Origin of the sequence: Streptomyces sp. RGM 3693 (genome assembly GCF_050471125.1) — a bacterium.
In the GTDB taxonomy this organism is placed as follows: Bacteria; Actinomycetota; Actinomycetes; order Streptomycetales; family Streptomycetaceae; genus Streptomyces.
In genome coordinates this window covers 2060693-2080799 of sequence record NZ_JBMPPQ010000002.1, presented here as the reverse complement: position 1 = coordinate 2080799, position 20107 = coordinate 2060693, and the positions used below count along the sequence as shown (strand labels likewise).

Sequence of the window (20107 nt, the reverse complement as noted above, 5' to 3'; positions counted from 1 at the left end):
GGGCCCGTGCTGCCACGCCTCACCGCCTCCGGTCGGCCGGCTCCAGCAGATCGTCGTCGTCATCGTCGTCGTCGAGTTCCTCGTCGAAGACCGAACTGACGTCGAAGCGGCACACCACCCGCTGCGGATCCGCCTGGTCGAACGGCGCGGCGAGCCACTCCCCCGGCTCGGCCGGCTCGTCGACGGCCGCCACCCACAGCGCGGAATCGCCCTCCTCCAGGCCGAACTCCTTGTGCCGGGAGGCGATCTCGTCCGGTTCGTACTCCCCGAAGAGCACCCCGAGCGCGGCGTAGACGCTGCTGCCGACCACCGCGGCCGCATCCGTGGCGCTGCCCGCCGCGTCATCAGCGGCATCCGGGTCCAGGGACGCGATGCGCTGTGCCTGATGCAGCAGGCGCTGCGGCTTGGCGACGGTGTAGTCGCGCCGGATGAGCACGCTCAGCGCGCTCGGCTCCTCGGGCCCCGCGTAGGCGGGCAGGGTGTCGCTCCCGGGGATCTCGAAGGGGGTGACCTCGTCGTAGGCGTCGTAGAGCAGCTCGTCATAGGCCTCAGCAGCCGCGGCGACTTCGTCGAACGCGGCGTAGACGGCCGGGTCGTCCGGCCCCGAGCGGCGCTCGACCGCGTCGAGGTGACGGTCCAGCGCGGCTTTGACCGCCTCAGCGGCGGCACGTACCTCGGCAGCGGAAGGCTGCGCAGCATCAGACATAGTGCAGACGCTATCCGTACCAGGGCCGGTCCCGCACAATAGATGCGATGCCGGAATACGAATTCTGCGATGTGTATGTGCCTCGGGGCGTCTCCCGCAAGGCCACCACACGCCTGCTGACCGACCATGCCGAGTACGGACACTGGGAGTTGGACCGACTTCGTCTCAATCCCGACGGTAGCCGCCGGGTCCGGCTGCGCCGCCGGATCATCCGACAGCTCCGCGCGACGTGGTGAGCCCCGGGAGGGTGTGATCGCAGCAGAGCGGGCCCCGGTCAGGGACCGGGGCCCGCTCCGTCGTACTGTCACACCAAGTGCTGCCGATCAGCTACGGACGGTACGCGCCCGCCGGTAGAGGACGGCGCCCCCGAGCAGCAGTCCGGCGCTGCCCGGGATCGCGTAGCCCAGCGCCCCGGCACCGGTGTGCGCCAGCTGCGTCCCGTCCTGCGGCGTCGCCGCGTTCCGGGTGTGCGGTGCGCCCGCGGTCTGCGTCCGTACGCCCGGGGTGCCCGGCGTCTGCGGGGTGCCCGGCGTCTGCGGAGCGACGGACCGCGGCTCGTGCGGGCCACCGGGGTGCCCCGGCTGGTGCGGAGTGCCCGGGTGGTGCGGGCCGCCGGGATTGCCGGGGTGGCCCTGCTCCGGCGGTTGGCCGGGCTGCGACGGGTGGCCGGGGTGGTGCGGACGGCCGGGGCCCGTCGGCGAGGCGTTGTCGCAGTCGTTCCCGAACGACGGGTTCAGCGCGCCGACCACGTCAACGCTGTTGCCGCAGACGTTGACCGGCACGTCGACCGGGGCCTGGATGGTGTTGCCGGACGCGATGCCCGGCGAGCCCTGCGCCCCGCCCACGGCGGTGGCCCCGCCGTGCTCACCGGACGTCCGCCGGTGCTTGCCCCCCTGGCCGTGCCCGCGATCGTGGCCGCCGCCGTGCCGCCCGCCGGACCCGTTCGCGCAGTGGTTGCCGAACGCCGGGTTAAGCAGACCGACCACGTCAACGGTGTTGCCGCACACGTTGATCGGAACGTCGATCGGGGCCTGGACCGTGTTGCCCGATCCGACACCCGGTGAATTCGCCGTACCGCCGGCGGCCTTGGCGTCCGCGTGCGCGTATCCGGCGGCCATGGCGAGCACGCCGCCTGCGGCCGCCATGGTGATCAGGCCTTTTCGTGCGACCTGTCTCATAAGTCTTCCCCTGCCTTGTGCCCTTACAGGAATGCGGGCGGTGGTGACCGGCGGAGGTGGGTGTCACGCTCCGCGGGCTTCCTCATCGCGAGGCTTCACCCGCCCGCGAAAATACCCAGAGGCTCCGGAATGTCGGAACGACATTCCGGAGCCGGGCTGGGCCGGCCCTCAACGGGCCGGAAGCGTCAGTCGTTTACGCAGGTGTTGCCGAAGGACGGGTTGAGCAGACCGACCACCGAGACCGAGTTGCCGCAGACGTTCACCGGAACGTGGACCGGGGCCTGAACGACGTTGCCGGAAAGCACACCCGGGGAGTGCACCGCGGCACCCTGGGCGCCGGAGTCGGCAACAGCCAGGCCGGCGCCGGCCATAACGACACCACCGGCAACCGCAGCAGCGGCGACGACCTTCTTGATCATGGTTCCTCCTTGTAGGCAATGCGGTCCCAGCCGCGGACCGCAATCAGATCAACGAAGACCGGGCCGTTGAAGCTACGAACACATCGCGGCATTCACCCTTTCCAGCGAAGCCAACGTGAAAGGCAGGAAATTCACGCCGACTCCGCCTTCTCGGCACGCGCTCTCACCGACCAACTCCCCATGCCCACAGCCCCGTAGGGAAGGCACCCACCCGCTCCGGCCGCACACCGGAACCCCACCCCCACCAACCGAAGCCCCTTACCTGCCAGTTCGGCTCAGGCCGAACGGGTCGGCTCGGCTCAGCTCTGGTCGATGAATCGGTCAAGCACCCGCACCCCGAACTTCAGCCCGTCCACCGGCACCCGCTCGTCGACGCCGTGGAACATCCCGGCGAAGTCCAGCTCCGGCGGCAGCTTCAGCGGCGCGAACCCGAACCCGCGGATCCCCAGGTCGTCGAAGGACTTGGCGTCCGTCCCCGCGGAGAGCATGTACGGCACGGCCCGCGCGATCGGGTCCTCGGCCTGCAACGCCGACTGCATCGCATCCACCAGGGCACCGTCGAAGGTGGTCTCCAGCGCCTTGTCCGCGTGGACGTCCTCGCGCTTGACCCGCGGCCCCAGGATCCGGTCCAGGTCCGCCAGGAACTCCTCCTCGAACCCGGGCAGGAAGCGGCCGTCGACGTGGGCGGTGGCCTCGCCCGGAATCACATTGATCTTGTAACCGGCGCCCAGCTGCGTGGGGTTGGCGGTGTTCCGCAGCGACGCGCCGATCAGCTTGGCGATACCGCCGAGCTTGGCCAGCGTCGCGTCCATGTTCTCCGGGTCCAGTTCGGTGCCCAGCGCGTCCCCGAGCTCGTCCAGGAAGGCCCGCAGCGTCTTGGTCACCCGCACCGGGAACTCGTGCCGCCCCAACCGCCCGACCGCCTCGGACAGTTCGGTGATGGCGTTGTCCCTGTGGATCATCGATCCGTGCCCGGCCGACCCAGCCACGGTCAGCTTCATCCAGTGCATGCCCTTCTGGGCCGTCTCCACCAGATACAGCCGCAGGTTCTCGTTGACGGTGAAGGAGAACCCGCCGACCTCGCTGATCGCCTCGGTCACCCCCTCGAACAGCTCCGGGTGGTTGTCGACGAGATACCGCGCGCCATAGGTGCCACCGGCCTCCTCGTCCGCCAGGAACGCCAGCACGATGTCCCGCGGCGGCTTGCGCCCCGTGCGCAGCCGGTCACGCACCACGGCCAGCGTCATCGCGTCCATGTCCTTCATGTCGACCGCGCCGCGCCCCCACACGCACCCGTCCGCGATCTCCCCGGAGAACGGGTGGTGGGTCCAGTCGTCGGCGTTGGCCGGCACCACGTCGGTGTGCCCGTGGATCAGCAGGGCCGGCCGCGACCGGTCCTCCCCCTCGATCCGCGCGACGGTCGACGCCCGCCCCTTGTGGGACTCGAAGATCTGCGGCTCCAGGCCGACCTCGGCGAGCTTCGCCGCGACGTACTCGGCGGCGACGCGCTCCCCCGGCCCCGAGTGATCGCCGTAATTGCTGGTGTCGATCCTGATCAGATCCCGGCACAGATCGACCACCTCGTCCTCACCGGTGACCGTACGGGCCGGCTGCGACTCGCTCACACTGCCTCCTCTTGGTTCACGGCCGCGGCAGCACCCGAGAGCACTCCGCGGCGGGGTCCACCGCCATCCTCCACCCCGCACCCGCTCCGCCCAAGGCCGCAATACTCCCGACATGCCCTGGTCACAGGCGCGCGGCGGCCCCGGACCGGGGGTGATCGACCACCCCCGAACGTTTGCTATTGTTTTCCTCGTCGGAACGGCCCGGAGGCCGCAACGACAGACACCTTGTCCGGGTGGCGGAATGGCAGACGCGCTAGCTTGAGGTGCTAGTGCCCTTTATCGGGCGTGGGGGTTCAAGTCCCCCCTCGGACACCATGAGGCAATCAAGGCCCCAGATCTTTTGATCTGGGGCCTTTTGCTGTTGCTGGGCCGCGCCTGTGGGGCTTCTGGGTGTGCGTCGTGGCAGGCGTGGGCCGCTCGGAATTTGCGGTGCGGGGGTGCGGTCCCCTGCGTAGGGTGCCTCCGTTCATGGTCGGTGAGAGGGGTGCTCGTGGTGTTGATCTTTGATGCGGATGACACGTTGTGGGAGAACAACGTGATCTTCGAGCGGGTGATTGACGAGTTCACGGGGTGGCTGGCGGGGCCGGGGCTGGAGCGGGGGGCCGTGCGGGCCGTGCTCGACGGGATCGAGGCGGCGAACGCGGTGACGCTGGGGTACGGGAGCAAGGTGTTCCTGCGGAGCCTTGGGGAGTGCGTGGAGCGGGTGCGGGGGCGGGCGGCCACCGCGGCGGAGCGGGCGCGGATCGACGGGTGGGGAGCGGCCTTCGCGGGGGATCGGGTGGAGCTGATTCCGGGGGTGGCCGAGACGTTGGCGGAGCTGGCGGGGCGACACGAGTTGCTGTTGCTGACCAAGGGGGACGAGGAGGAGCAGCGGCGGAAGGTGGTCGCGTCGGGGCTGACCGGGCACTTCCGCGGGGTGCACATCGTGCCGGAGAAGAACGTAGCCACGTACGAGGAGCTGACGCGGGCCTACGGGCTCGTGCCGGAGCGGACGTGGATGGTCGGGAACTCCCCGAAGTCGGACATCCTGCCGGCCCGGTCGGCGGGGCTGAACGCGGTGTTCATCCCGCACGTCCACACCTGGGTGCTGGAGCACGAGGAGTTGGATCCGGGGGATGCGAAGGTGCTGCGGCTGGGGGCGTTCGGGGAGTTGGTGCACCACTTCTGAGGGAGGGGTGCGGGAAGCCCGCGGTCGGCCCTGGTGGGGCGACCGCGGGCTGGTGTCGGGGCGGTCGGGGGTCAGAGCGGGTCGGTGGGGGTGAGTACGCCGGATGCGAGGGTCAGCCAGCGGGTGATCGAGAGCTCGCGGAGGAAGCGGGGGTCGTGGCTGACCACGAGGAGGGCGCCCTCATAGGAGTGGAGGGCGGTGACCAGGCGGCGGACGGAGGACATGTCGAGGTTGTTGGTCGGTTCGTCGAGGAGGAGGAGTTGGGGGGCCGGTTCGGCGAGCATCAGGGCGGCCAGGGCGGCGCGGAAGCGTTCGCCGCCGGAGAGGGTGCCGGCTTGTTGGTCGGCGCGGGCGCCCTTGAAGAGGAAGCGGGCGAGGCGGGCGCGGATGCGGTTGTTGGTGGCGTCCGGGGCGTAGCGGGCGACGTTCTCGACGACGGTGAGGTCGTTGTCGAGGACCTCGTCGAGGCGCTGTGGGAGGAAGCGGTGCGGGACGTGGACCTCCGCGGTGCCGGCGGCCGGCGGGAGTTCGCCGGTGAGGGTGCGGAGCAGGGTGGTCTTGCCGGAACCGTTGCGGCCGGTGAGGGCGATCCGTTCGGGGCCGCGCACCTCCAGGTCGGCGTGCGTGCCGTAGCGGGTGCGCAGGCCGCTGACGGTGAGGACGGTGCGGCCCGGGGGGACCACGGTGTAGGGGAGGTCGATGCGGATCTCGTCGTCGTCGCGGACCGCTTCGGCGGCCTCGTCGAGGCGGTCCCTGGCCTCTTGGAGGCGTTCGATGTGCAGGGCGCGGTGTTTGCCGGCCGAGACCTGGGCCTCCTGTTTGCGGGAGTTCATGACGATCTTGGGTTCGCGCTTCTGGGCGTACATCTTGTTGCCGTAGCGGACCCGGCGGGCGAGTTTGACCTGGGCGTCGGCCAGTTCGCGCTTCTGGCGCGCGACGTCGGACTCGGCGGCCCGGACCATCCGCTCGGCCGCCTCCTGTTCTACGGCGAGGGCCTGTTCGTAGGCGGTGAAGTTGCCGCCGTACCAGTGCACCTCGCCGCCGCGGAGGTCGGCTATCCGGTCGACCCGGTCGAGGAGTTCGCGGTCGTGGCTGACCACGAGGAGGACCCCGGACCAGGCGGTGACCGCGTCGTAGAGGCGGCGGCGGGCGGGCAGGTCGAGGTTGTTGGTAGGTTCGTCGAGCAGGAGCACGTCCGGGCGGCGGAGCAGCAGGGCGGCCAGGCGGAGCAGGACGGACTCGCCGCCGGAGACCTCGCCGATGGTGCGGTCGAGGTCGATGGTGTGCAGGCCGAGTTGGTCGAGGGTGGCGCGGGCGCGCTCCTCCACGTCCCAGTCGTCGCCGATGGTGGTGAAGTGTTCCTCGCTCTCCCCCAAGCTCTCGGCTTCGCTCGACCAGGGGGGACCCCCATCGCCGCTCTCGATGGCGTGCAGGGCGGTGCGGGCGGCGGCGATGCCGAGCGCCTCGTCGACCCGGAGGTGGGTGTCGAGGGAGGCGTGCTGCGGGAGGTAGCCGACCTCGCCGACGACCTTGACGCTGCCGTCGGTGGGGGCCAGTTCACCGGCGATCAGCTTCAACAGGGTGGACTTTCCTGATCCGTTGAGGCCGATGAGTCCGGTGCGGCCGGCGCCGACGGAGAACTGGAAGCCGTCCAGGACGGGGGTGCCGTCGGGCCAGCTGAAGCCGGTGTGGGCGCAGACGATGGCCGCGGAGGAGGCGGCGGGGGGCTTTGACATACGGGTCTCCGGGGAGGTGCGCGGGGTGGGGAACGAGCTGCGCAGGGAGACACCGCGGCAGTGCCGGGGTTCGGGTACGCCGTGCGTACGCCGAGGTCACGGACGGGCCACGCGGGGCGGGGATCGCGGAACGGATCGCCGGTCGCGGGCGCGGTGTCTTCCGGACCTCAGACGAGCAACGGCCTTCTCCTGTCGGGAGGGAAACCCGCCGGGCCGTCGGCCGGGGCGGGGTGGACGTCTACGACCGTAGAGGGCCACGGGCGAGAACGCAAACGCTATTTCCGTTGCGTTTGCATTCTCGCCCGTGGCTGCCGGGGCTGGCGCCTGTCCGGCGGGGCAGGCTCGGAGCGGCCCTAGAGGGCGCGGAGGCGCACCCGGGCCGGGCCGGTCGCCTGGAGGGTGATGCCGGCGGCGACCGGTACGTCCTGGTCGATGGCCTCCAGTTCGTGGGAGCGGAGCAGGATCGCCAGGGCCAGGACGGATTCCAGCATCGAGAAGTGCTGGCCGATGCAGGCTCGCGGGCCGCCACCGAACGGGAACCAGGCGTAGCGGTGGCGCTCCGCCTCGCGTTCGGGGGCGAAGCGGTCCGGGTCGAACCGCTCGGGGTCCTCCCAGAGGTCCGGGTGGCGGTGGGTGACCCAGGGGGCGACGATCACGTCGGCGCCGGCCGGGAGGCGGAAGCCGGCGATCTCGGTGGCCTCCACGGCCCGGCGACTGACCACGGGAGCGGCCGGGTAGAGCCGCATGGACTCCTTGAACGCCCGGGTGAGCCGCGGCAAGCGGTCCAGGTCGGCTGCGGTGGGGGTGCGGTCGCCGAGGACGCGGGTCAGTTCGGCGCGGATCCGGGTCTGTTCGCCGGGGTGCCGGGCGAGCAGGTGGAGGGTGAAGGCCATGGAGGTGGCGGTGGTCTCGTGGCCGGCCAGCAGGAAGATCAGGACCTGTTCGCGGACCTCGGTGGCATCGAGGGTGCCGTCCTCCTCGTTGCCGGCCGCGGCGAGCAGGGAGAGCAGGTCGTTGTGGTCCGGGGCCCCGGTGGCGCCGTCGCCGGCGGCCGTGCGGCGTTCGGCGATGATCCGGTCGCACAGCGCGTTGAGTTCGGCGGTGACCCGGCGGGTGCGGAGGTTCCTGGGGGTGGGCCAGTCGCGGGGCACCTTCAGGGGCGCGTAGGCGCGGCGTACGACGTAGTCGTTGATGACGGGGGCGGAGCGGTGGATGGCGGCCACCGCGGCCTCCACGTCGAGGCCGAAGAGGATCCGGGCGACGGTGCGCAGGGCGAGCCGGTTCATCTCGGGGACGAGGTCGAGCACGCCGCCCTCGGCGGACCGCCAGCGGGCGGTGACCGCATCGGCCTCGGTGGTCACCGCCGCCGCGTAGCCGTCGACCCGGCGCTTGGTGAACAGGGGTTGTACCAGCCGGCGTTGGCGGAGGTAGTCGGTGTCCTGGCTGGTGAGCAGGCCGTTGCCGAACGCCTGGCGGACCTCCTCGTAGAGCGGGTGGTCCTTGCGGAAGTTGGCGGCCTGGGTGCCGAGGATCTGCTGCACTCCCTCGGGCGCGAAGACGGCGTAGAAGACGCTACGGAATCCGGGTGGGCCGGCCTCCAGTCGGACCACGTCGCCGTGTTCGCGCTGGGCTCTTAAAAAGGCTCCGAGGGAGTCGCGGCGGAGATCGAGCAGCGAGCCGATCACGGGGAAGCCGGCGGGGCCGGGGATCGTGGTCGGGGCGGTACTGCCGGCGCTGGAACGGGGCGCCGGCCCGGTGCCGGCACCGGAACGGGGCGAGGGGTTGGTCAGGGACATGCTCGGATTCCTATCCACGAACGGGCCGGGGAATGTCGCGGCGCGGCGTGGTGTGGACAACGGGCCGGGCGGCGACCGGCGGGTGGCCGGGGGCCGGCCGGCCGGTGCGGCGGGGGCACGTAGCATGTTCGGATGATCGAAAAGCAGGCCGGGCGGGCGGGACGCACCACCGCACAACAGTGTCGGGTCACCGTCTGCCGCGGCTGTTGCTGCGGGGACGCGGCGAAGATCCCGGGGGTCGACCACACCGGGCAGATACCCCGGCTGCGGGCGGCACTGGACGGGGCGGCACCGGTCCGGGCCTCGGACTGTCTGGACGTCTGCGACCAGGCGAACGTGGTCGTGGTGCAGCCGTCGCCGGCCGGGCGGGCCGCGGGGGGCCGGCCGGTGTGGCTGGGACTGGTCAACGACGATGACGCGCTGGCCGACATCGCCGCCTGGATACGGGCCGGCGGGCCGGGCCTCGCGGAGCCGCCCGGCGTCTTGGACCTGTACGCGCTGACGGTGTCCCGGCGGGTGCGGGAGCAGCTGGAAACGTAGTGGGCGGCCCGGGGCGGGGCGGTACCGGCTTCGGCGCGCGGAGGCGCGTGGGCGGGTGTTGGCTGGAAGTATGACCTCCGGCCAGATGGTGCGCTCCCGGACGCGCCTCCCGACAGGGGCGGGCTGAGCCGTGCGCCGCACAGTGCCGCCCGCTCCCCCGCCCGGCTCCCCGGGGCCCGCGGCGGGGCCGCCGTACCGCGTCCTGGTCGTCGCGGACGACCCGGCCGTCGCCACGGCCGTCACCGCCGGGCTCACCCGTGCCGGCCACACCACCGCGTACGCCACCGACGGCTTCACCGCCCTCGAACTGGCCGCGGACTTCCACCCGCACGCCGTGGTGCTCGATCCGGCGCTGCCGGGCATCGACGGTCTGGAGTTGCGCCGCCGGTTGCGACGGAGCGGCGGCGGTCCGGCGGTCCTCGTGGTGCCGTTGGCCGAGCGCGGCGGGACGGCGGGCGCGGGAGCGGCGGCGGAGCGTGCGGGGGCGGGGCCCGAGGGGACGCGGGAGCTGGTGGCGCGGGTGGCCGCGGCGCTGCGCCGGGCCGGGGGTGCGGACCTCGCCACCGGGTCCGCGCCGGCCCTGCGCGGCGGCGACCTGACCGCCGATCCCGGAGCCGGGCGGGCGCTCCGTGCCGGCCGGGAACTCGACCTCACCGACGACGAGTTCGCGCTGTTGGTGTTCCTGATGCGGCACCCCGGGCGGGTCTTCTCGCGGGAGCAGCTGCTCAAGCGGGTCTGGGGGCGGGACTTCGGCGATCTGTCGGCGGTGGCGGCGCGGGTGGCGCGGCTGCGGGCGGAGCTGGAACGGGATCCGGCCGCACCGCGACTGCTGACGGAGGTGTGGGGCGCCGGCTACCGCTTCGACCCCGGGGGCGGCGAGGTGGTGGGGGCCGGCGCACCCGTCGGGGAGGCGGTTCCGGTGGGCGGGGCGGTACCGGTGGGCGGGGAGGTCGGGTCGCCGCAAGAGATGGCGCGGGGCCGGCCGCAGGCCGGGTGACGGCCCACCACCAGGCTCCGGGCAGAGGCTGCTGAGCCTCCCGGGCGGTGCGGTTCAGGGGCGTGCAAGTAGGTCGTCGTCGGGCTCGTCGGCGTGCGGGGCATCGGGGTGCGGGGTGTCGGTGTACGGGGTGTCGGTCGCCGGGGTGTCGGTCGCCGGGGTGTCGGTCGCCGGGGTGTCGGTCGCCGGGGTGTCGGTCGCCGGGCGGCGCGACGGTAGGTCGCGGGCGGTGCGGACCGGTGAGGCGAGGAGGATCAGGGCGGCGAGCGGGACGCCCGCTGTGGTGATCCACATGGCCGTGCGGACACCCAGTGTGGCGCCGAGCGCACCGCCGAGCAGGGCGCCCAGCGGCAGCGTGCCGTAGTTGAGGAAGGCGGCGCTGGCGGTGACCCGGCCGAGCAGCGCGGGCGGGCAGTACGCCTGCTGGAAGCCCGACTTGAGGACGTTGCCGCCGACCACGCCCGCGGAGACCCCGAAGCTGCCGGCGACGAACAGGGCGGCGCCGGGCCCGGCGGTGGTAAGCGGGATGAGCAACGCCAAGGTGGGCAGGCCGAGTTCGAAGAGCAGGGTGGCGCGGGCGGTGCCGATCCGGACCGCGACCCGGCGGACCGCGAAGGCGCCCGCGATGCCGCCGGTGCCGGCCACCGCCAGCAGGGCGCCGACCGCACCCGGCGGCAGCCCGGCCTCGCGGACCAGGAAGACGGGCAGGATCGACTGGTACCCCATCAGCGCCAGGTTGGAGGCGGCGCCGAAGAGCGTCAGCGTGCGCAGCCAGACGTCGCCGGACACCAGCCGCAGCCCCTCGGTGACCTCGGCGCGCAGCGACCGCGGGGCGCGCTCGCCGGCGCCGGCCGGGTGCGGTTCGCGGTGGCGGATGGCGAACAGGCAGAGCAGGGAGACCAGGAAGGTGGCCGCGTTGGCCAGCAACCCGTTGACGGCGCCGGCGAGTTGGACCAGGAAGCCGCCCGCGCCCTGCCCGGCGAGCTGCGCCGCCGAGGCGCTGCCGTGCAGCTTGGCGTTGCCTTCGGGTTGGTCGGCGGGGGCGAGGAGACCGGGGAGGTAGGCGCTGTACGCGGTCTGGAAGACCACCGCCGCGGCGCCGCTCAGCAGGGCCCCGCCGGTCAGCAGGCCGAGGCTCAGCCCACCGCACCAGGCGATGACCGGGACCGCGGCGAACACCGCCATCGAGAGCGCGGCGGCGCCCAGCATCAGGGGCCGGCGGCGCGTCCGGTCCACCCAGACGCCGACCGGCAGCCCGATCAGCAGCCAGGGCAACCAGGCGCAGGCGCTCAACACGCCGACCGCGAAGGTGTCGGCGTGCAGGGTGGCGACGGCGGTCAGCGGCATCGCCACCCCGGTGACCGCGGCGCCGAACTTGCCCGCGGTCTCCCCGCACCAGAGCAGCCGGAAATCCCGGTGACGACGGAGCAGACCGCTCACGACTCGGCCCGGTCGGCCTGCTCCGTCTGCTCGATCTGCTCGGCGGGGTCCGGCTGCCGTGGGGTGGCGTTCGGGGGCGCGGCGCGGTCCGGCCGGGGCTTGCGGGGGAACGACTGGAGCTGGACGATGACGGGCCGCGCGGCGGCCGCACCGGGGGCCGCGGGCGTCCCGACGTCCGGACCGGACTGCCCGGCGGCGTCCCGGTGCCGGGCGACCACCTGTTCCAACTCCCGGTTCATCGCGGCCAGTTGATCGGGCGTCATGGTCAGGTCGTGCCACTGCACGATCGTGCCGGCGCCCCGCCATTGCGGTCCCCAGTCCTCGGCGAGGTAGCCGACGACCTGGTGGAAGTGCTGCTGGACGAGCTCGTGGACGTAGACCGAGAGCGGGCCGCGGGCGTCCGGATCGTCGCGGAAGTCGGTCGTGTTGAGCTGGCGGGAGACCGCCACCGCCCGCCACCAGCGTTCGCGCTTGGTGCCGCGGCCGGTCTCCTCCTCGATGAACTCGTGGTCGGCGAGTTGGCGCAGGTGCCAGCTGACCGTGCCGGTGTTCTCGCCGAGCCGGCGGGCGAGGCCGGTGGCGGTGTCCGGACCATCGAGGGTCAGCAGCTCCAGGATGCCCATCCGTAGCGGATGGGCGAGGCCGCGCAGGCTGCGGGCGTCCATCCGGCGGGTGGGACGCGGTGCGGGGGACGCGGCGGCGTCGGGGGCATCGGCGGCGTCGGGGGCGTCCGGCCGGCCACCACCGTGAGGCACATCGCTGCGGGGCACGTGGTCGTGAGGCACATCGCCGTGGGTCACGTGATCGCGGGGCACGTCATCGCGGGTCATGGGTAGCACCCTAGGGATGCAGAGACTTCTCTGCATAGGTTTCTCTGCAAAGAAGTCTCTGTAACTAGCTGGCGGCCGAGATGGTGCCCGCAACGGACGGCGGCCGGTGGTACAGACGGGTACGCGCGAGAATGGCGGAGTCGAGGGCCACGTTTCGGCCATCGTGGCTGACTATCCTCGGGCGCATCCCCCGCCCCGCGCGATACGAGGTGTGCGACGTGACGGTGATCCTGCTCGCTCTTGCCGCGGCATGCTGTCTGGGCACCGGGTTCGTCCTCCAGCAGATCGCGGCGCAGCACGCCCCGCCGCAGGACTACCTCTCCTTCCGGCTGTTGCTCGACCTGGTCCGGATGCCCCGTTGGGTGGCCGGGATCGTGCTGATGGTGATGGGGATGGCGCTGGGCGCGGTGGCGCTGGGGATGGGGGACATCACCCTCGTCGAACCGTTGATGGCGACGAACCTGCTGTTCGCGATGGCGCTGGCGCGGCGGATCTCCCGGCAGCGACTGGGCCGCAGCGGCTGGGCCGGCCTGTGGCTGTTGGCGGGCGGGGTGACCGCGTTCATCGTGGCCGGGCAGCCGCACGGCGGGCGCAACAGCGAGGTGGGACAGCTGGCGCAGTGGCTGATCATGGGCGGGGTACTGTCCACCGCCCTGGTGCTGGCGGCGGTCGCCAAACGGGAGCGGGTGCACGTCAGCCTGGAGGCCGCGCTGCTGGGTGTCGCGGCCGGGCTGCTCTACGGCCTCCAGGACGCGCTGACCCGGATCAGCGGTCTGCGGTTCACGGCGGGAGGCTGGCACGAACTGCTGACGAGCTGGCACCCGTACGCGATCGTGGTGCTCGGGGTGCTGGCGCTGGTGATGGTGCAGAGCGCCTTCGAGTCGGCGCCGCTGCGGATGTCGCTGCCGGCGCTGACCGCCGCCCAGCCGCTGGCCGGGATCGCCTGCGGGGTGGGCTTCCTCGGCGACCAACTACGGGTGACGACCGGGGCGCTGGCCTTCGAAGCGGCCGGGATCGCCGCGGTGGTGGCGGGAATCGTGCTGATCGGTAGCCATCCGGCGATGCCCCCGGGGGCCGGGGCGGCCGACGACGCGCGCGAGCTCCAGCCGCGCTGATCCACGGGGAGGGCCGGAGAGACCCGAGGAGGTCCAAGGGTCCAAGGAGGCCCAAGGCGGCCCAAGGAGGCCCAAGGACCCGGCGAAGGGTCCGGGGAAGGTCCAGAGAAGGCCCGGGGAAGGTCCAGGAAAAATCCTCCGGCAGATCCGCGAAAAGACCCGCTGACGCCCCTTACGCATTTATTAATGTCCAGCATTAGAATCGAGACATGCCCAGGACATCAGGCCCCGAGACCCGGGAAAAGCTGATCCGCGCCGCCGAGGAAGTCTTCGCGGCGCAAGGCGTGGACGGCGCCCAGATTCGCGACATCGTCGCACTGGCCGGCCAGAGCAATCCGTCGGCGGTGCAGTACCACTTCGGCTCCCGGGCCGGGCTGCTGGACGCCGTGATGGCCGGCCGGCTGACCCGTACGGAGGCGGCCCTGGCGCCGCTGCTGGCCGCGGCGGAGGCTGACGGACCGGCGCTCCGGGAGCTGATCCGGTTGCTGCTGACGGCCGAGGCCACCGAGTTGCGGACCGACCGGGGGCGGCGCTGCCTGCGGATCTCCGCCCAGCTCAGCCACGAGAGCGGGGTCCGCACCAGGGTCCCGCACCCGACCCTCGCCGGGACCGCGTACTGGCGGCTGATCTGCCGGGTCGAGGAGGCGCTGGCCGCGGCCGGACTGCCGGAGGCGGTGCGGCTGGAGCGGTTGGACCTCGCGCTGACGCTGATCGGTGCGGCGCTGGCCGACCGGGCCCGGCACTACCTGGACGGCGCCGCACCCCTGACGGGCGAGGAACTGTTCCTCGCCGACCTCGCCGGGACGACGACCGCGTTCCTGCTCGCCGCCGCCCCCCGAACCGAAGGAGTTCCCCATGAGTGAGCCCAGCCAGGCGGCCCGCGCCGCGGACCTGAGCGGCAAGACCGTCATCCTCACCGGCGCAGCCCGCGGGCTGGGTGCCGCGGCCGCCGAGCAGGCCGTCGCGGCCGGCGCCGACGTCGTCCTCACCGACGTCCTCCAGGAGGAGGGCGCGGCGACCGCGGCCCGGCTCGGCGAGCGGGCCCGGTTCCTGGCCCACGACGTGACCTCCGAGGAGGACTGGCAGCGGGTCGTGGACTTCGCGGTGGCGGAGTTCGGCGGGGTCGACGGGCTGGTGAACAACGCCGGGATATCGACCGGGGCACCCCTGGAGACGATCTCCGCCGACTTCTTCCGCAAGGTCCTCGACGTCAACCTCACCGGTGTCTTCATCGGCATGAAGACCGTGCTGCCGGCCATGAAGGAGCGCGGCGCGGGCTCGATCGTGAACATCTCGTCGGCGGCCGGGCTGATGGGGCTGGCCATGACCGGCGGTTACGGCGCGTCCAAGTGGGGCGTCCGCGGTCTGACCAAGATCGGCGCGGTGGAGTGGGGCGCCGCGCGGGTCCGGGTGAACTCCGTACACCCCGGGATGACCTACACCCCGATGACCGCGCAGGTCGGCATCGAGGTCGGCGAGGGCAAGTACCCCAACACCCCGATGGCCCGGGTCGGCGAGGCGCACGAGATCGCCGGTGCGGTGGTCTTCCTGCTCTCCGACGCCGCCTCGTACGTCACCGGCGCCGAGTTGGCGGTGGACGGCGGCTGGACCACCGGCCCGACCGTGAAGTACGTCATGGGGCAGTGAGCCGAAGATCCGTGGCGGCGTGCCCCGACAGGTGCGCACGCCGCCACGGGTGGTTCCATGGCCCCATGACCGATCACCGACCGTCCGGCGAGCAGGAGCCGCTCAACGCGGACGAAGTCCTCGATGTCGTCGATGCACAGGACCGGGTCGTGGGGCAGGCCCCGCGGGCCGAGGCGTACGCCCGTCGGCTGCGCACCCGCTGCGCGTTCGTCCTGGTCCGGGACGCCGAGGACCGGATATTCGTCCATCGGCGGACCCCCCGGAAGCTGGTGTTCCCCTCGCATTACGACATGTTCGTGGGCGGCGTGGTGGGCGCCGGCGAGACCTATGACGAGGCGGCGCTGCGGGAGGCCGAGGAGGAGCTCGGGGTGTCCGGGCTGTCCCGTCCGGAGCCGCTGTTCCGCTTCCTGTACGAGACGCCCGAGCACACCTGGTGGTCGGCGGTCTACCAGGTGCGCTGCACGCTTCCGGTGGCGCCGCAGGAGTCGGAGATCGACTGGCACGCCTTCCTGCCGGAGGAGGAGTTGACCCGGCGGTTGGACGCCTGGCCGTGGACCCCGGACGGGCTGGCCGCGTACCGGGAACTGCTGGCCCGGCGGGCGGCCGGGGAGGTCTGAGCCGATGGGTCCGGGCATCCGGCTGTGGTTCTCCCCGGGGCGGGTGCGCGAGGAAGGCACCACCCCCGACTACCGCTTCTCGCTCGCCAACGAGCGGACCTTCCTCGCCTGGCTGCGCACCGGGCTGGCGCTGATCGGCGGGGGCTTCGCGGTGGACCAGTTCCTGCCGCGGCTGCACGGGAACCTGCGGTTCGCCTTCACCGTCGTCCTGCTGGTCGGCGGGGCGCTGTGCGCGCTGCGGGCGGTCAACCACTGGGTGCGCTGCGAGCGCGCGATGCGGCGCGGTGAGGACCTGCCGATCTCCCGTTTCCCTGCGGTGCTGGCGCTCTGCGTCGGGCTGCTGGCGGTGGCGGTGGTTGTGTTGGTGCTGATCGGCTGGACCAACTAGCGGGGGCCGGATCGATGGGCGCACCCAAGGAGGCCGGCGGGGCACCGCGGCCGGCCGCGGACCGGGACCCCGGGCTGCAACCGGAGCGGACCCGGCTGGCCTGGCGGCGGACGGTGCTGTCGGCCGTGGCGGTGGCGGCGTTGGCCGGACGGCAGGTGCTGCACGGCGGGGCCCCGGGCCCGGTCGAGACGGTGCTGATGGTGCTGGTGGCGCTGGCGTGGGTGGTGTTCGCGGTCGCCGCGGACCGCCGGATGCGGGCGCTGGCGGGCGGCCGGCCGGCCGCGCTGCCGGCGTGGCTGGCGCTGCTGGTGGCCGGCTGCACCCTCGGGCTGGCGGTGTGCGGCGCGGCGCTGCTGCTGCCGGGGCGGTGAGCCGCACCCGACGGTACGGTTACGGGTGCCGCGCGGCACCGGGCCGGGCCGGGCCGACCGGCGGCCGCGGCGCCCGCGCGGGACCGATCGCCCCAACCCGAAAGCCGAACATGACGGACCATCAGCACCCCGCGGAGACCGGCCCCGACACCGCCGTCCCCGAGCCCTACCTCACCGAACTCGCCCCGGGCGTCCAGGCGTTCATCCAGCCGGACGGCGGCTGGTGCCTGAACAACGCGGGCTTCGTCACCGACGGGACCGCCACCCTGGTCGTGGACACCGCCGCCACCGAGCGCCGGGCACGGCTGCTGCGCCGCCGGATCGCGGAGAGCGGCGCCCCCGCGCCCCGTACCCTCGTCAACACCCACCACCACGGCGACCACACCTACGGCAACGGCGTGTTCGCCCCCGAGGCGACGGTCATCGGACACGCGGCCTGCCGTCGGGAGTTGCTGGCCGCCGGCCGCCAACTGCACGCGGTGTGGCCCGAGGTGCCGTACGGCGACATCGTCCTCACCCCGCCGGAGGTCACCTTCGAGGACCGTCTGACGGTGTACGCCGGGGAGGTCGAGGTGCGGCTGATCCACCCGGGGGTGGCGCACACGCCCGGCGACACCATCGTCTGGCTGCCGCGGCAGCGGGTGGTCTTCACCGGGGACCTGATCTTCAACGGGGGCACCCCGTTCCTCCTCATGGGCTCGCTGACCGGGTCGCTGCGGGCGATCGAGGTGCTGCGGTCGCTGGACGCGGAGACGGTCGTGCCCGGGCACGGTCCGGTGGCCGGGCCGGAGGTCTACGACCAGGTCGAGCGCTATCTGCGGTTCGTCGGGGAGCTGGCCCGCGAGGGGCGGGCGGCCGGGCGGACGCCGCTGGAGGTGGCCCGGGAGGCGGAGCTGGGCGCCTTCGCGGGGCTGGCGGAGCGCGAGCGACTGGTGGCCAACCTCCAGCGGGCGTACGCCGAGCTGGCGGGCGCGGCGCCGGGTGCGCCGCTGGACGCGGCGGCCGGGTTCGGGGCGATGGCTGAGTTGAACGGTGGGGTGCCGCCGGCCTGCCACGCCTGAGCGGGCGCATCCGCCCGGGTGGGCGGGGTGGCGGAAACACGTCGGGTGACCGACGCCCCACGGGTGGACACTGGACTCCATACCGACTAGTCGGCATGATCAGGCGGGACGGGCCCGCCGGCCCTGGACCGTCCAACCGTCCACTCCGTACGGAGGAAGCACGATGAGCAACGGCACCCCGCCCCCGCCGGCCGCCGGGGAGGCACCACCCGGCCTCGATCCGGAGCGCCTGCGGGAGCATCTGGACCGGGAGCGGCCGGGCCTGGTCTCCGGGCCGCTGCACGCGCAGCTGATCGAGGGTGGGCGGTCCAACCTCACCTACCGGGTCACCGACGGCACCGCCTCCTGGGTCGTCCGCCGCCCGCCGCTCGGCCACGTGCTGGCCACCGCGCACGACATGCGGCGCGAGCACCGGGTGATCAGCGCACTGCACGACACCGCGGTGCCGGTGCCCCAGACGCTGCTGCTGTGTGCGGACGAGTCCGTCATCGGCGCCCCGTTCTACGTGATGGAGCTGGTGGCGGGCGTCCCGTACCGGACCGTGGAGCAGCTGACCCCGCTGGGCCCGGAGCGAACCCGGGCGGTGGTGCTGTCCCTGGTCGACACGCTGGTGGAGTTGCACGCGGTGGATCCGGAGGCGGCCGGGCTGGGCGACTTCGGGCGCCCGGACGGCTTCCTGGAGCGTCAACTGCGGCGCTGGGGCAAGCAGTTGGCAGCCTCCAAGAACCGCGATCTGCCCGGCATCGACGCGCTCCACGAGGCGCTCGGCCGGGCGCTGCCCGCCTCCCCCGCGCCGACCGTGGTGCACGGCGACTACCGGCTGGACAACGTCCTGGTCGGCGCCGGCGACACCATCACCGCCGTACTGGACTGGGAAATGTCCACACTCGGCGATCCGTTGACCGACCTCGGACTGCTGGCGATGTACTGCACCGACCTGGGCCTGCCCGGGTCGCCGGTCAGCACCACCAGCGGCGCCCCGGGGCACCCCGACCCGGACGAACTGATCGCCCGCTACGCCGAGCGCTCCGGCCGGGACACCTCGCAGATCGCCTGGTACACCGCGTTCGCGTGGTTCAAACTCGCGGTGATCCTCGAAGGCATCCACTACCGCTACACGCTCGGCCAGACGGTCGGCGCGGGCTTCGACCGGATCGGCGAGCTGGTGCCCGTCTTCATCGACCGCGGACTGACCACCCTGAAGGAAGGCTGAGGCACCGATGGACTTCGCATTCGACGGCCGTACCGAGGAACTGCGGGCGCGGCTCGACGCGTTCATGACCGAGTGGGTGTACCCGGCGGAGCGGGTCGTGGACGAGCAGCGGGCCGCGCTGGCCTCGCCGTGGGACACCCCGCCGGTGGTGGAGGAACTCAAGGCCGAGGCGCGCCGACAGGGCCTGTGGAACCTCTTCCTCCCCGACGAGGAGCACGGTGCGGGGCTGACCAACCTCCAGTACGCGCCGCTGGCCGAGATCACCGGCCGCAGCCCGCAACTGGCGCCCACCGCACTGAACTGCGCGGCACCGGACACCGGCAACATGGAGGTGCTGGCGCAGTTCGGCGACGACGAGCAGAAGAAGCGCTGGCTGGAGCCGCTGTTGGCGGGTGAGATCCGCTCGGCGTTCGCGATGACCGAGCCGGAGGTGGCCTCGTCGGACGCCACCAACATCGAGACCCGGATCGAGCGGGACGGCGACGACTACGTCATCAACGGCCGTAAGTGGTACATCTCCGGGGCGATGAACCCGCTGTGCCACATCTTCATCGTGATGGGCAAGACCGATCCGGACGGCGCGGACATCCGCCGCCAGCAGTCGATGATCCTGGTCCCGCGGGACACCCCCGGCCTGAAGGTCACCCGCGCCATGCAGGTCTACGGCTACGAGGACCACTACCACGGCGGGCACGCGGAGGTCGTCTTCGAGGACGTCCGGGTTCCGGCGGGCAACCTCATCGGCGAGGAGGGCGGCGGCTTCGGCATCGCGCAGGCGCGGCTCGGGCCCGGCCGGATCCACCACTGCATGCGGCTGATCGGGATGGCCGAGCGGGCCATCGAGCTGATGTGCCGGCGCGCGGTCTCCCGTACCGCGTTCGGCAAGCCGCTGGCCCAGCAGGGCGTGGTCCAGGAGTGGATCGCCGACGCCCGGGTGGCGGTGGAGCAGCTGCGACTGCTGGTGCTGAAGACCGCGTGGCTGATGGACACCGTCGGCAACAAGGGTGCGCACACCGAGATCCAGGCCATCAAGATCGCCACCCCGCGCACGGTCGTGGACATCCTCGACAAGGCGGTCCAACTGCACGGCGCGGGCGGCGTCAGCCAGGACTTCCCGCTGGCCGAACTGTGGGCCGGGGCCCGCACCCTGCGGCTGGCGGACGGGCCCGACGAGGTACACCAGCGGTCACTGGCACGACGGGAGCTCAAGCGGTACCTGTAGGGCGCGGGGGACCCGTGGCCTATAGGGCGCGGGTACCC

General features: G+C 72.6%; 21 protein-coding genes and 1 tRNA gene. 14 read left to right on the top strand and 8 right to left on the bottom strand.

Annotation, left to right across the window (positions count from 1 at the left end):
- Positions 1–19: 19 nt before the first annotated feature.
- On the bottom strand, positions 20–706 hold the full coding sequence (locus ACO0M4_RS26620; RefSeq protein ID WP_430373429.1) for a hypothetical protein: 687 nt from the start codon (positions 704–706) through the stop codon (positions 20–22).
- 47 nt (positions 707–753) lie between these two features.
- On the opposite strand from ACO0M4_RS26620, the gene ACO0M4_RS26615 reads away from it, so the two are divergent.
- Complete coding sequence (locus ACO0M4_RS26615; RefSeq protein WP_014059547.1) at positions 754–942, top strand: DUF5703 family protein; 189 nt, start codon at positions 754–756, stop codon at positions 940–942.
- 87 nt (positions 943–1029) lie between these two features.
- Here the strand turns inward: ACO0M4_RS26615 and ACO0M4_RS26610 are convergent, their stop codons facing one another.
- The 3 genes from ACO0M4_RS26610 to ACO0M4_RS26600 all read right to left on the bottom strand — a co-directional run bounded on the left by ACO0M4_RS26610 (position 1030) and on the right by ACO0M4_RS26600 (position 3928).
- On the bottom strand, positions 1030–1884 hold the full coding sequence (locus ACO0M4_RS26610; protein ID WP_430373428.1) for a chaplin family protein: 855 nt from the start codon (positions 1882–1884) through the stop codon (positions 1030–1032).
- 185 nt (positions 1885–2069) lie between these two features.
- On the bottom strand, positions 2070–2303 hold the full coding sequence (locus ACO0M4_RS26605) for a chaplin (RefSeq protein ID WP_430373427.1): 234 nt from the start codon (positions 2301–2303) through the stop codon (positions 2070–2072).
- Between the two features lie 299 nt (positions 2304–2602).
- Entirely contained in the window at positions 2603–3928 is a 1326-nt protein-coding gene (locus tag ACO0M4_RS26600; RefSeq protein WP_430373426.1) for a M20/M25/M40 family metallo-hydrolase, read from the bottom strand.
- Positions 3929–4155: 227 nt separating this feature from the next.
- On the opposite strand from ACO0M4_RS26600, the gene ACO0M4_RS26595 reads away from it, so the two are divergent.
- Positions 4156–4243 (top strand) — tRNA-Leu (locus ACO0M4_RS26595).
- Between the two features lie 169 nt (positions 4244–4412).
- Positions 4413–5096, top strand: a complete 684-nt coding sequence (locus ACO0M4_RS26590; RefSeq protein ID WP_430373946.1) for an HAD family hydrolase — start codon at positions 4413–4415, stop codon at positions 5094–5096.
- A gap of 71 nt (positions 5097–5167) precedes the next feature.
- Here the strand turns inward: ACO0M4_RS26590 and ACO0M4_RS26585 are convergent, their stop codons facing one another.
- Together ACO0M4_RS26585 and ACO0M4_RS26580 are read right to left on the bottom strand one after the other, a co-directional pair.
- Positions 5168–6832 carry an ABC-F family ATP-binding cassette domain-containing protein gene (locus tag ACO0M4_RS26585; RefSeq protein ID WP_430373425.1) on the bottom strand — a complete coding sequence of 555 codons (1665 nt, stop codon included), beginning with the start codon at positions 6830–6832 and terminating at the stop codon, positions 5168–5170.
- A 353-nt stretch (positions 6833–7185) separates the two neighbouring features.
- Positions 7186–8628 carry a cytochrome P450 gene (locus tag ACO0M4_RS26580; protein ID WP_430373424.1) on the bottom strand — a complete coding sequence of 481 codons (1443 nt, stop codon included), beginning with the start codon at positions 8626–8628 and terminating at the stop codon, positions 7186–7188.
- Between the two features lie 132 nt (positions 8629–8760).
- Here ACO0M4_RS26580 and ACO0M4_RS26575 point away from each other — a divergent pair, with 132 nt between their 5' ends.
- A complete protein-coding gene (locus ACO0M4_RS26575) occupies positions 8761–9168 on the top strand; it encodes a (2Fe-2S) ferredoxin domain-containing protein (RefSeq protein WP_430373423.1) in 408 nt (135 codons plus the stop codon).
- Between the two features lie 130 nt (positions 9169–9298).
- Positions 9299–10165: a winged helix-turn-helix transcriptional regulator gene (locus tag ACO0M4_RS26570; RefSeq protein ID WP_430373422.1), complete on the top strand. Its 867-nt coding sequence runs from the start codon at positions 9299–9301 to the stop codon at positions 10163–10165.
- A 54-nt stretch (positions 10166–10219) separates the two neighbouring features.
- On the opposite strand, the gene ACO0M4_RS26565 is transcribed toward ACO0M4_RS26570, so the two are convergent.
- Positions 10220–11605, bottom strand: a complete 1386-nt coding sequence (locus ACO0M4_RS26565; protein WP_430373421.1) for an MFS transporter — start codon at positions 11603–11605, stop codon at positions 10220–10222.
- On the bottom strand, positions 11602–12435 hold the full coding sequence (locus ACO0M4_RS26560; RefSeq protein ID WP_430373420.1) for a helix-turn-helix domain-containing protein: 834 nt from the start codon (positions 12433–12435) through the stop codon (positions 11602–11604). Before ACO0M4_RS26560 ends, ACO0M4_RS26565 begins: the two co-directional genes overlap by 4 nt.
- 218 nt (positions 12436–12653) lie before the next feature.
- On the opposite strand from ACO0M4_RS26560, the gene ACO0M4_RS26555 reads away from it, so the two are divergent.
- The 9 genes from ACO0M4_RS26555 to ACO0M4_RS26515 all read left to right on the top strand — a co-directional run bounded on the left by ACO0M4_RS26555 (position 12654) and on the right by ACO0M4_RS26515 (position 20069).
- Positions 12654–13550 (top strand): DMT family transporter, encoded by an 897-nt coding sequence (locus tag ACO0M4_RS26555; protein ID WP_430373419.1) that lies wholly within the window; start codon positions 12654–12656, stop codon positions 13548–13550.
- A gap of 209 nt (positions 13551–13759) precedes the next feature.
- On the top strand, positions 13760–14413 hold the full coding sequence (locus ACO0M4_RS26550; RefSeq protein ID WP_430373418.1) for a TetR/AcrR family transcriptional regulator: 654 nt from the start codon (positions 13760–13762) through the stop codon (positions 14411–14413).
- The gene (locus tag ACO0M4_RS26545; protein WP_430373417.1) at positions 14406–15197 is read left to right on the top strand and encodes a glucose 1-dehydrogenase; all 792 of its coding nucleotides are present in this window, start codon (positions 14406–14408) and stop codon (positions 15195–15197) included. Before ACO0M4_RS26550 ends, ACO0M4_RS26545 begins: the two co-directional genes overlap by 8 nt.
- A gap of 65 nt (positions 15198–15262) precedes the next feature.
- Positions 15263–15814 carry an NUDIX domain-containing protein gene (locus ACO0M4_RS26540; protein WP_430373416.1) on the top strand — a complete coding sequence of 184 codons (552 nt, stop codon included), beginning with the start codon at positions 15263–15265 and terminating at the stop codon, positions 15812–15814.
- A gap of 4 nt (positions 15815–15818) precedes the next feature.
- Positions 15819–16202: a YidH family protein gene (locus ACO0M4_RS26535; RefSeq protein ID WP_100605615.1), complete on the top strand. Its 384-nt coding sequence runs from the start codon at positions 15819–15821 to the stop codon at positions 16200–16202.
- A 14-nt stretch (positions 16203–16216) separates the two neighbouring features.
- Entirely contained in the window at positions 16217–16573 is a 357-nt protein-coding gene (locus ACO0M4_RS26530) for a DUF202 domain-containing protein (RefSeq protein WP_430373415.1), read from the top strand.
- Positions 16574–16683: 110 nt separating this feature from the next.
- Entirely contained in the window at positions 16684–17634 is a 951-nt protein-coding gene (locus ACO0M4_RS26525; protein WP_430373414.1) for an MBL fold metallo-hydrolase, read from the top strand.
- A 163-nt stretch (positions 17635–17797) separates the two neighbouring features.
- Positions 17798–18847, top strand: coding sequence for a phosphotransferase family protein (locus ACO0M4_RS26520; protein ID WP_430373413.1), 1050 nt, complete (start codon positions 17798–17800; stop codon positions 18845–18847).
- Between the two features lie 7 nt (positions 18848–18854).
- Positions 18855–20069: an acyl-CoA dehydrogenase family protein gene (locus ACO0M4_RS26515; RefSeq protein WP_430373412.1), complete on the top strand. Its 1215-nt coding sequence runs from the start codon at positions 18855–18857 to the stop codon at positions 20067–20069.
- The last annotated feature ends 38 nt before the right edge of the window (positions 20070–20107 follow it).

Excerpts from the sequence above, each read along its gene's own strand:
- ACO0M4_RS26620 (WP_430373429.1), bottom strand. The coding sequence starts at position 706 with ATGTCTGATGCTGCGCAGCCTTCCGCTGCCGAGGTACGTGCCGCCGCT.
- ACO0M4_RS26615 (WP_014059547.1), top strand. The coding sequence starts at position 754 with ATGCCGGAATACGAATTCTGCGATGTGTATGTGCCTCGGGGCGTCTCC.
- ACO0M4_RS26610 (WP_430373428.1), bottom strand. The coding sequence starts at position 1,884 with ATGAGACAGGTCGCACGAAAAGGCCTGATCACCATGGCGGCCGCAGGC.
- ACO0M4_RS26605 (WP_430373427.1), bottom strand. The coding sequence starts at position 2,303 with ATGATCAAGAAGGTCGTCGCCGCTGCTGCGGTTGCCGGTGGTGTCGTT.
- ACO0M4_RS26585 (WP_430373425.1), bottom strand. The coding sequence starts at position 6,832 with ATGTCAAAGCCCCCCGCCGCCTCCTCCGCGGCCATCGTCTGCGCCCAC.
- ACO0M4_RS26580 (WP_430373424.1), bottom strand. The coding sequence starts at position 8,628 with ATGTCCCTGACCAACCCCTCGCCCCGTTCCGGTGCCGGCACCGGGCCG.
- ACO0M4_RS26575 (WP_430373423.1), top strand. The coding sequence starts at position 8,761 with ATGATCGAAAAGCAGGCCGGGCGGGCGGGACGCACCACCGCACAACAG.
- ACO0M4_RS26560 (WP_430373420.1), bottom strand. The coding sequence starts at position 12,435 with ATGACCCGCGATGACGTGCCCCGCGATCACGTGACCCACGGCGATGTG.
- ACO0M4_RS26550 (WP_430373418.1), top strand. The coding sequence starts at position 13,760 with ATGCCCAGGACATCAGGCCCCGAGACCCGGGAAAAGCTGATCCGCGCC.
- ACO0M4_RS26545 (WP_430373417.1), top strand. The coding sequence starts at position 14,406 with ATGAGTGAGCCCAGCCAGGCGGCCCGCGCCGCGGACCTGAGCGGCAAG.
- ACO0M4_RS26540 (WP_430373416.1), top strand. The coding sequence starts at position 15,263 with ATGACCGATCACCGACCGTCCGGCGAGCAGGAGCCGCTCAACGCGGAC.
- ACO0M4_RS26535 (WP_100605615.1), top strand. The coding sequence starts at position 15,819 with ATGGGTCCGGGCATCCGGCTGTGGTTCTCCCCGGGGCGGGTGCGCGAG.
- ACO0M4_RS26530 (WP_430373415.1), top strand. The coding sequence starts at position 16,217 with ATGGGCGCACCCAAGGAGGCCGGCGGGGCACCGCGGCCGGCCGCGGAC.
- ACO0M4_RS26525 (WP_430373414.1), top strand. The coding sequence starts at position 16,684 with ATGACGGACCATCAGCACCCCGCGGAGACCGGCCCCGACACCGCCGTC.
- ACO0M4_RS26520 (WP_430373413.1), top strand. The coding sequence starts at position 17,798 with ATGAGCAACGGCACCCCGCCCCCGCCGGCCGCCGGGGAGGCACCACCC.
- ACO0M4_RS26515 (WP_430373412.1), top strand. The coding sequence starts at position 18,855 with ATGGACTTCGCATTCGACGGCCGTACCGAGGAACTGCGGGCGCGGCTC.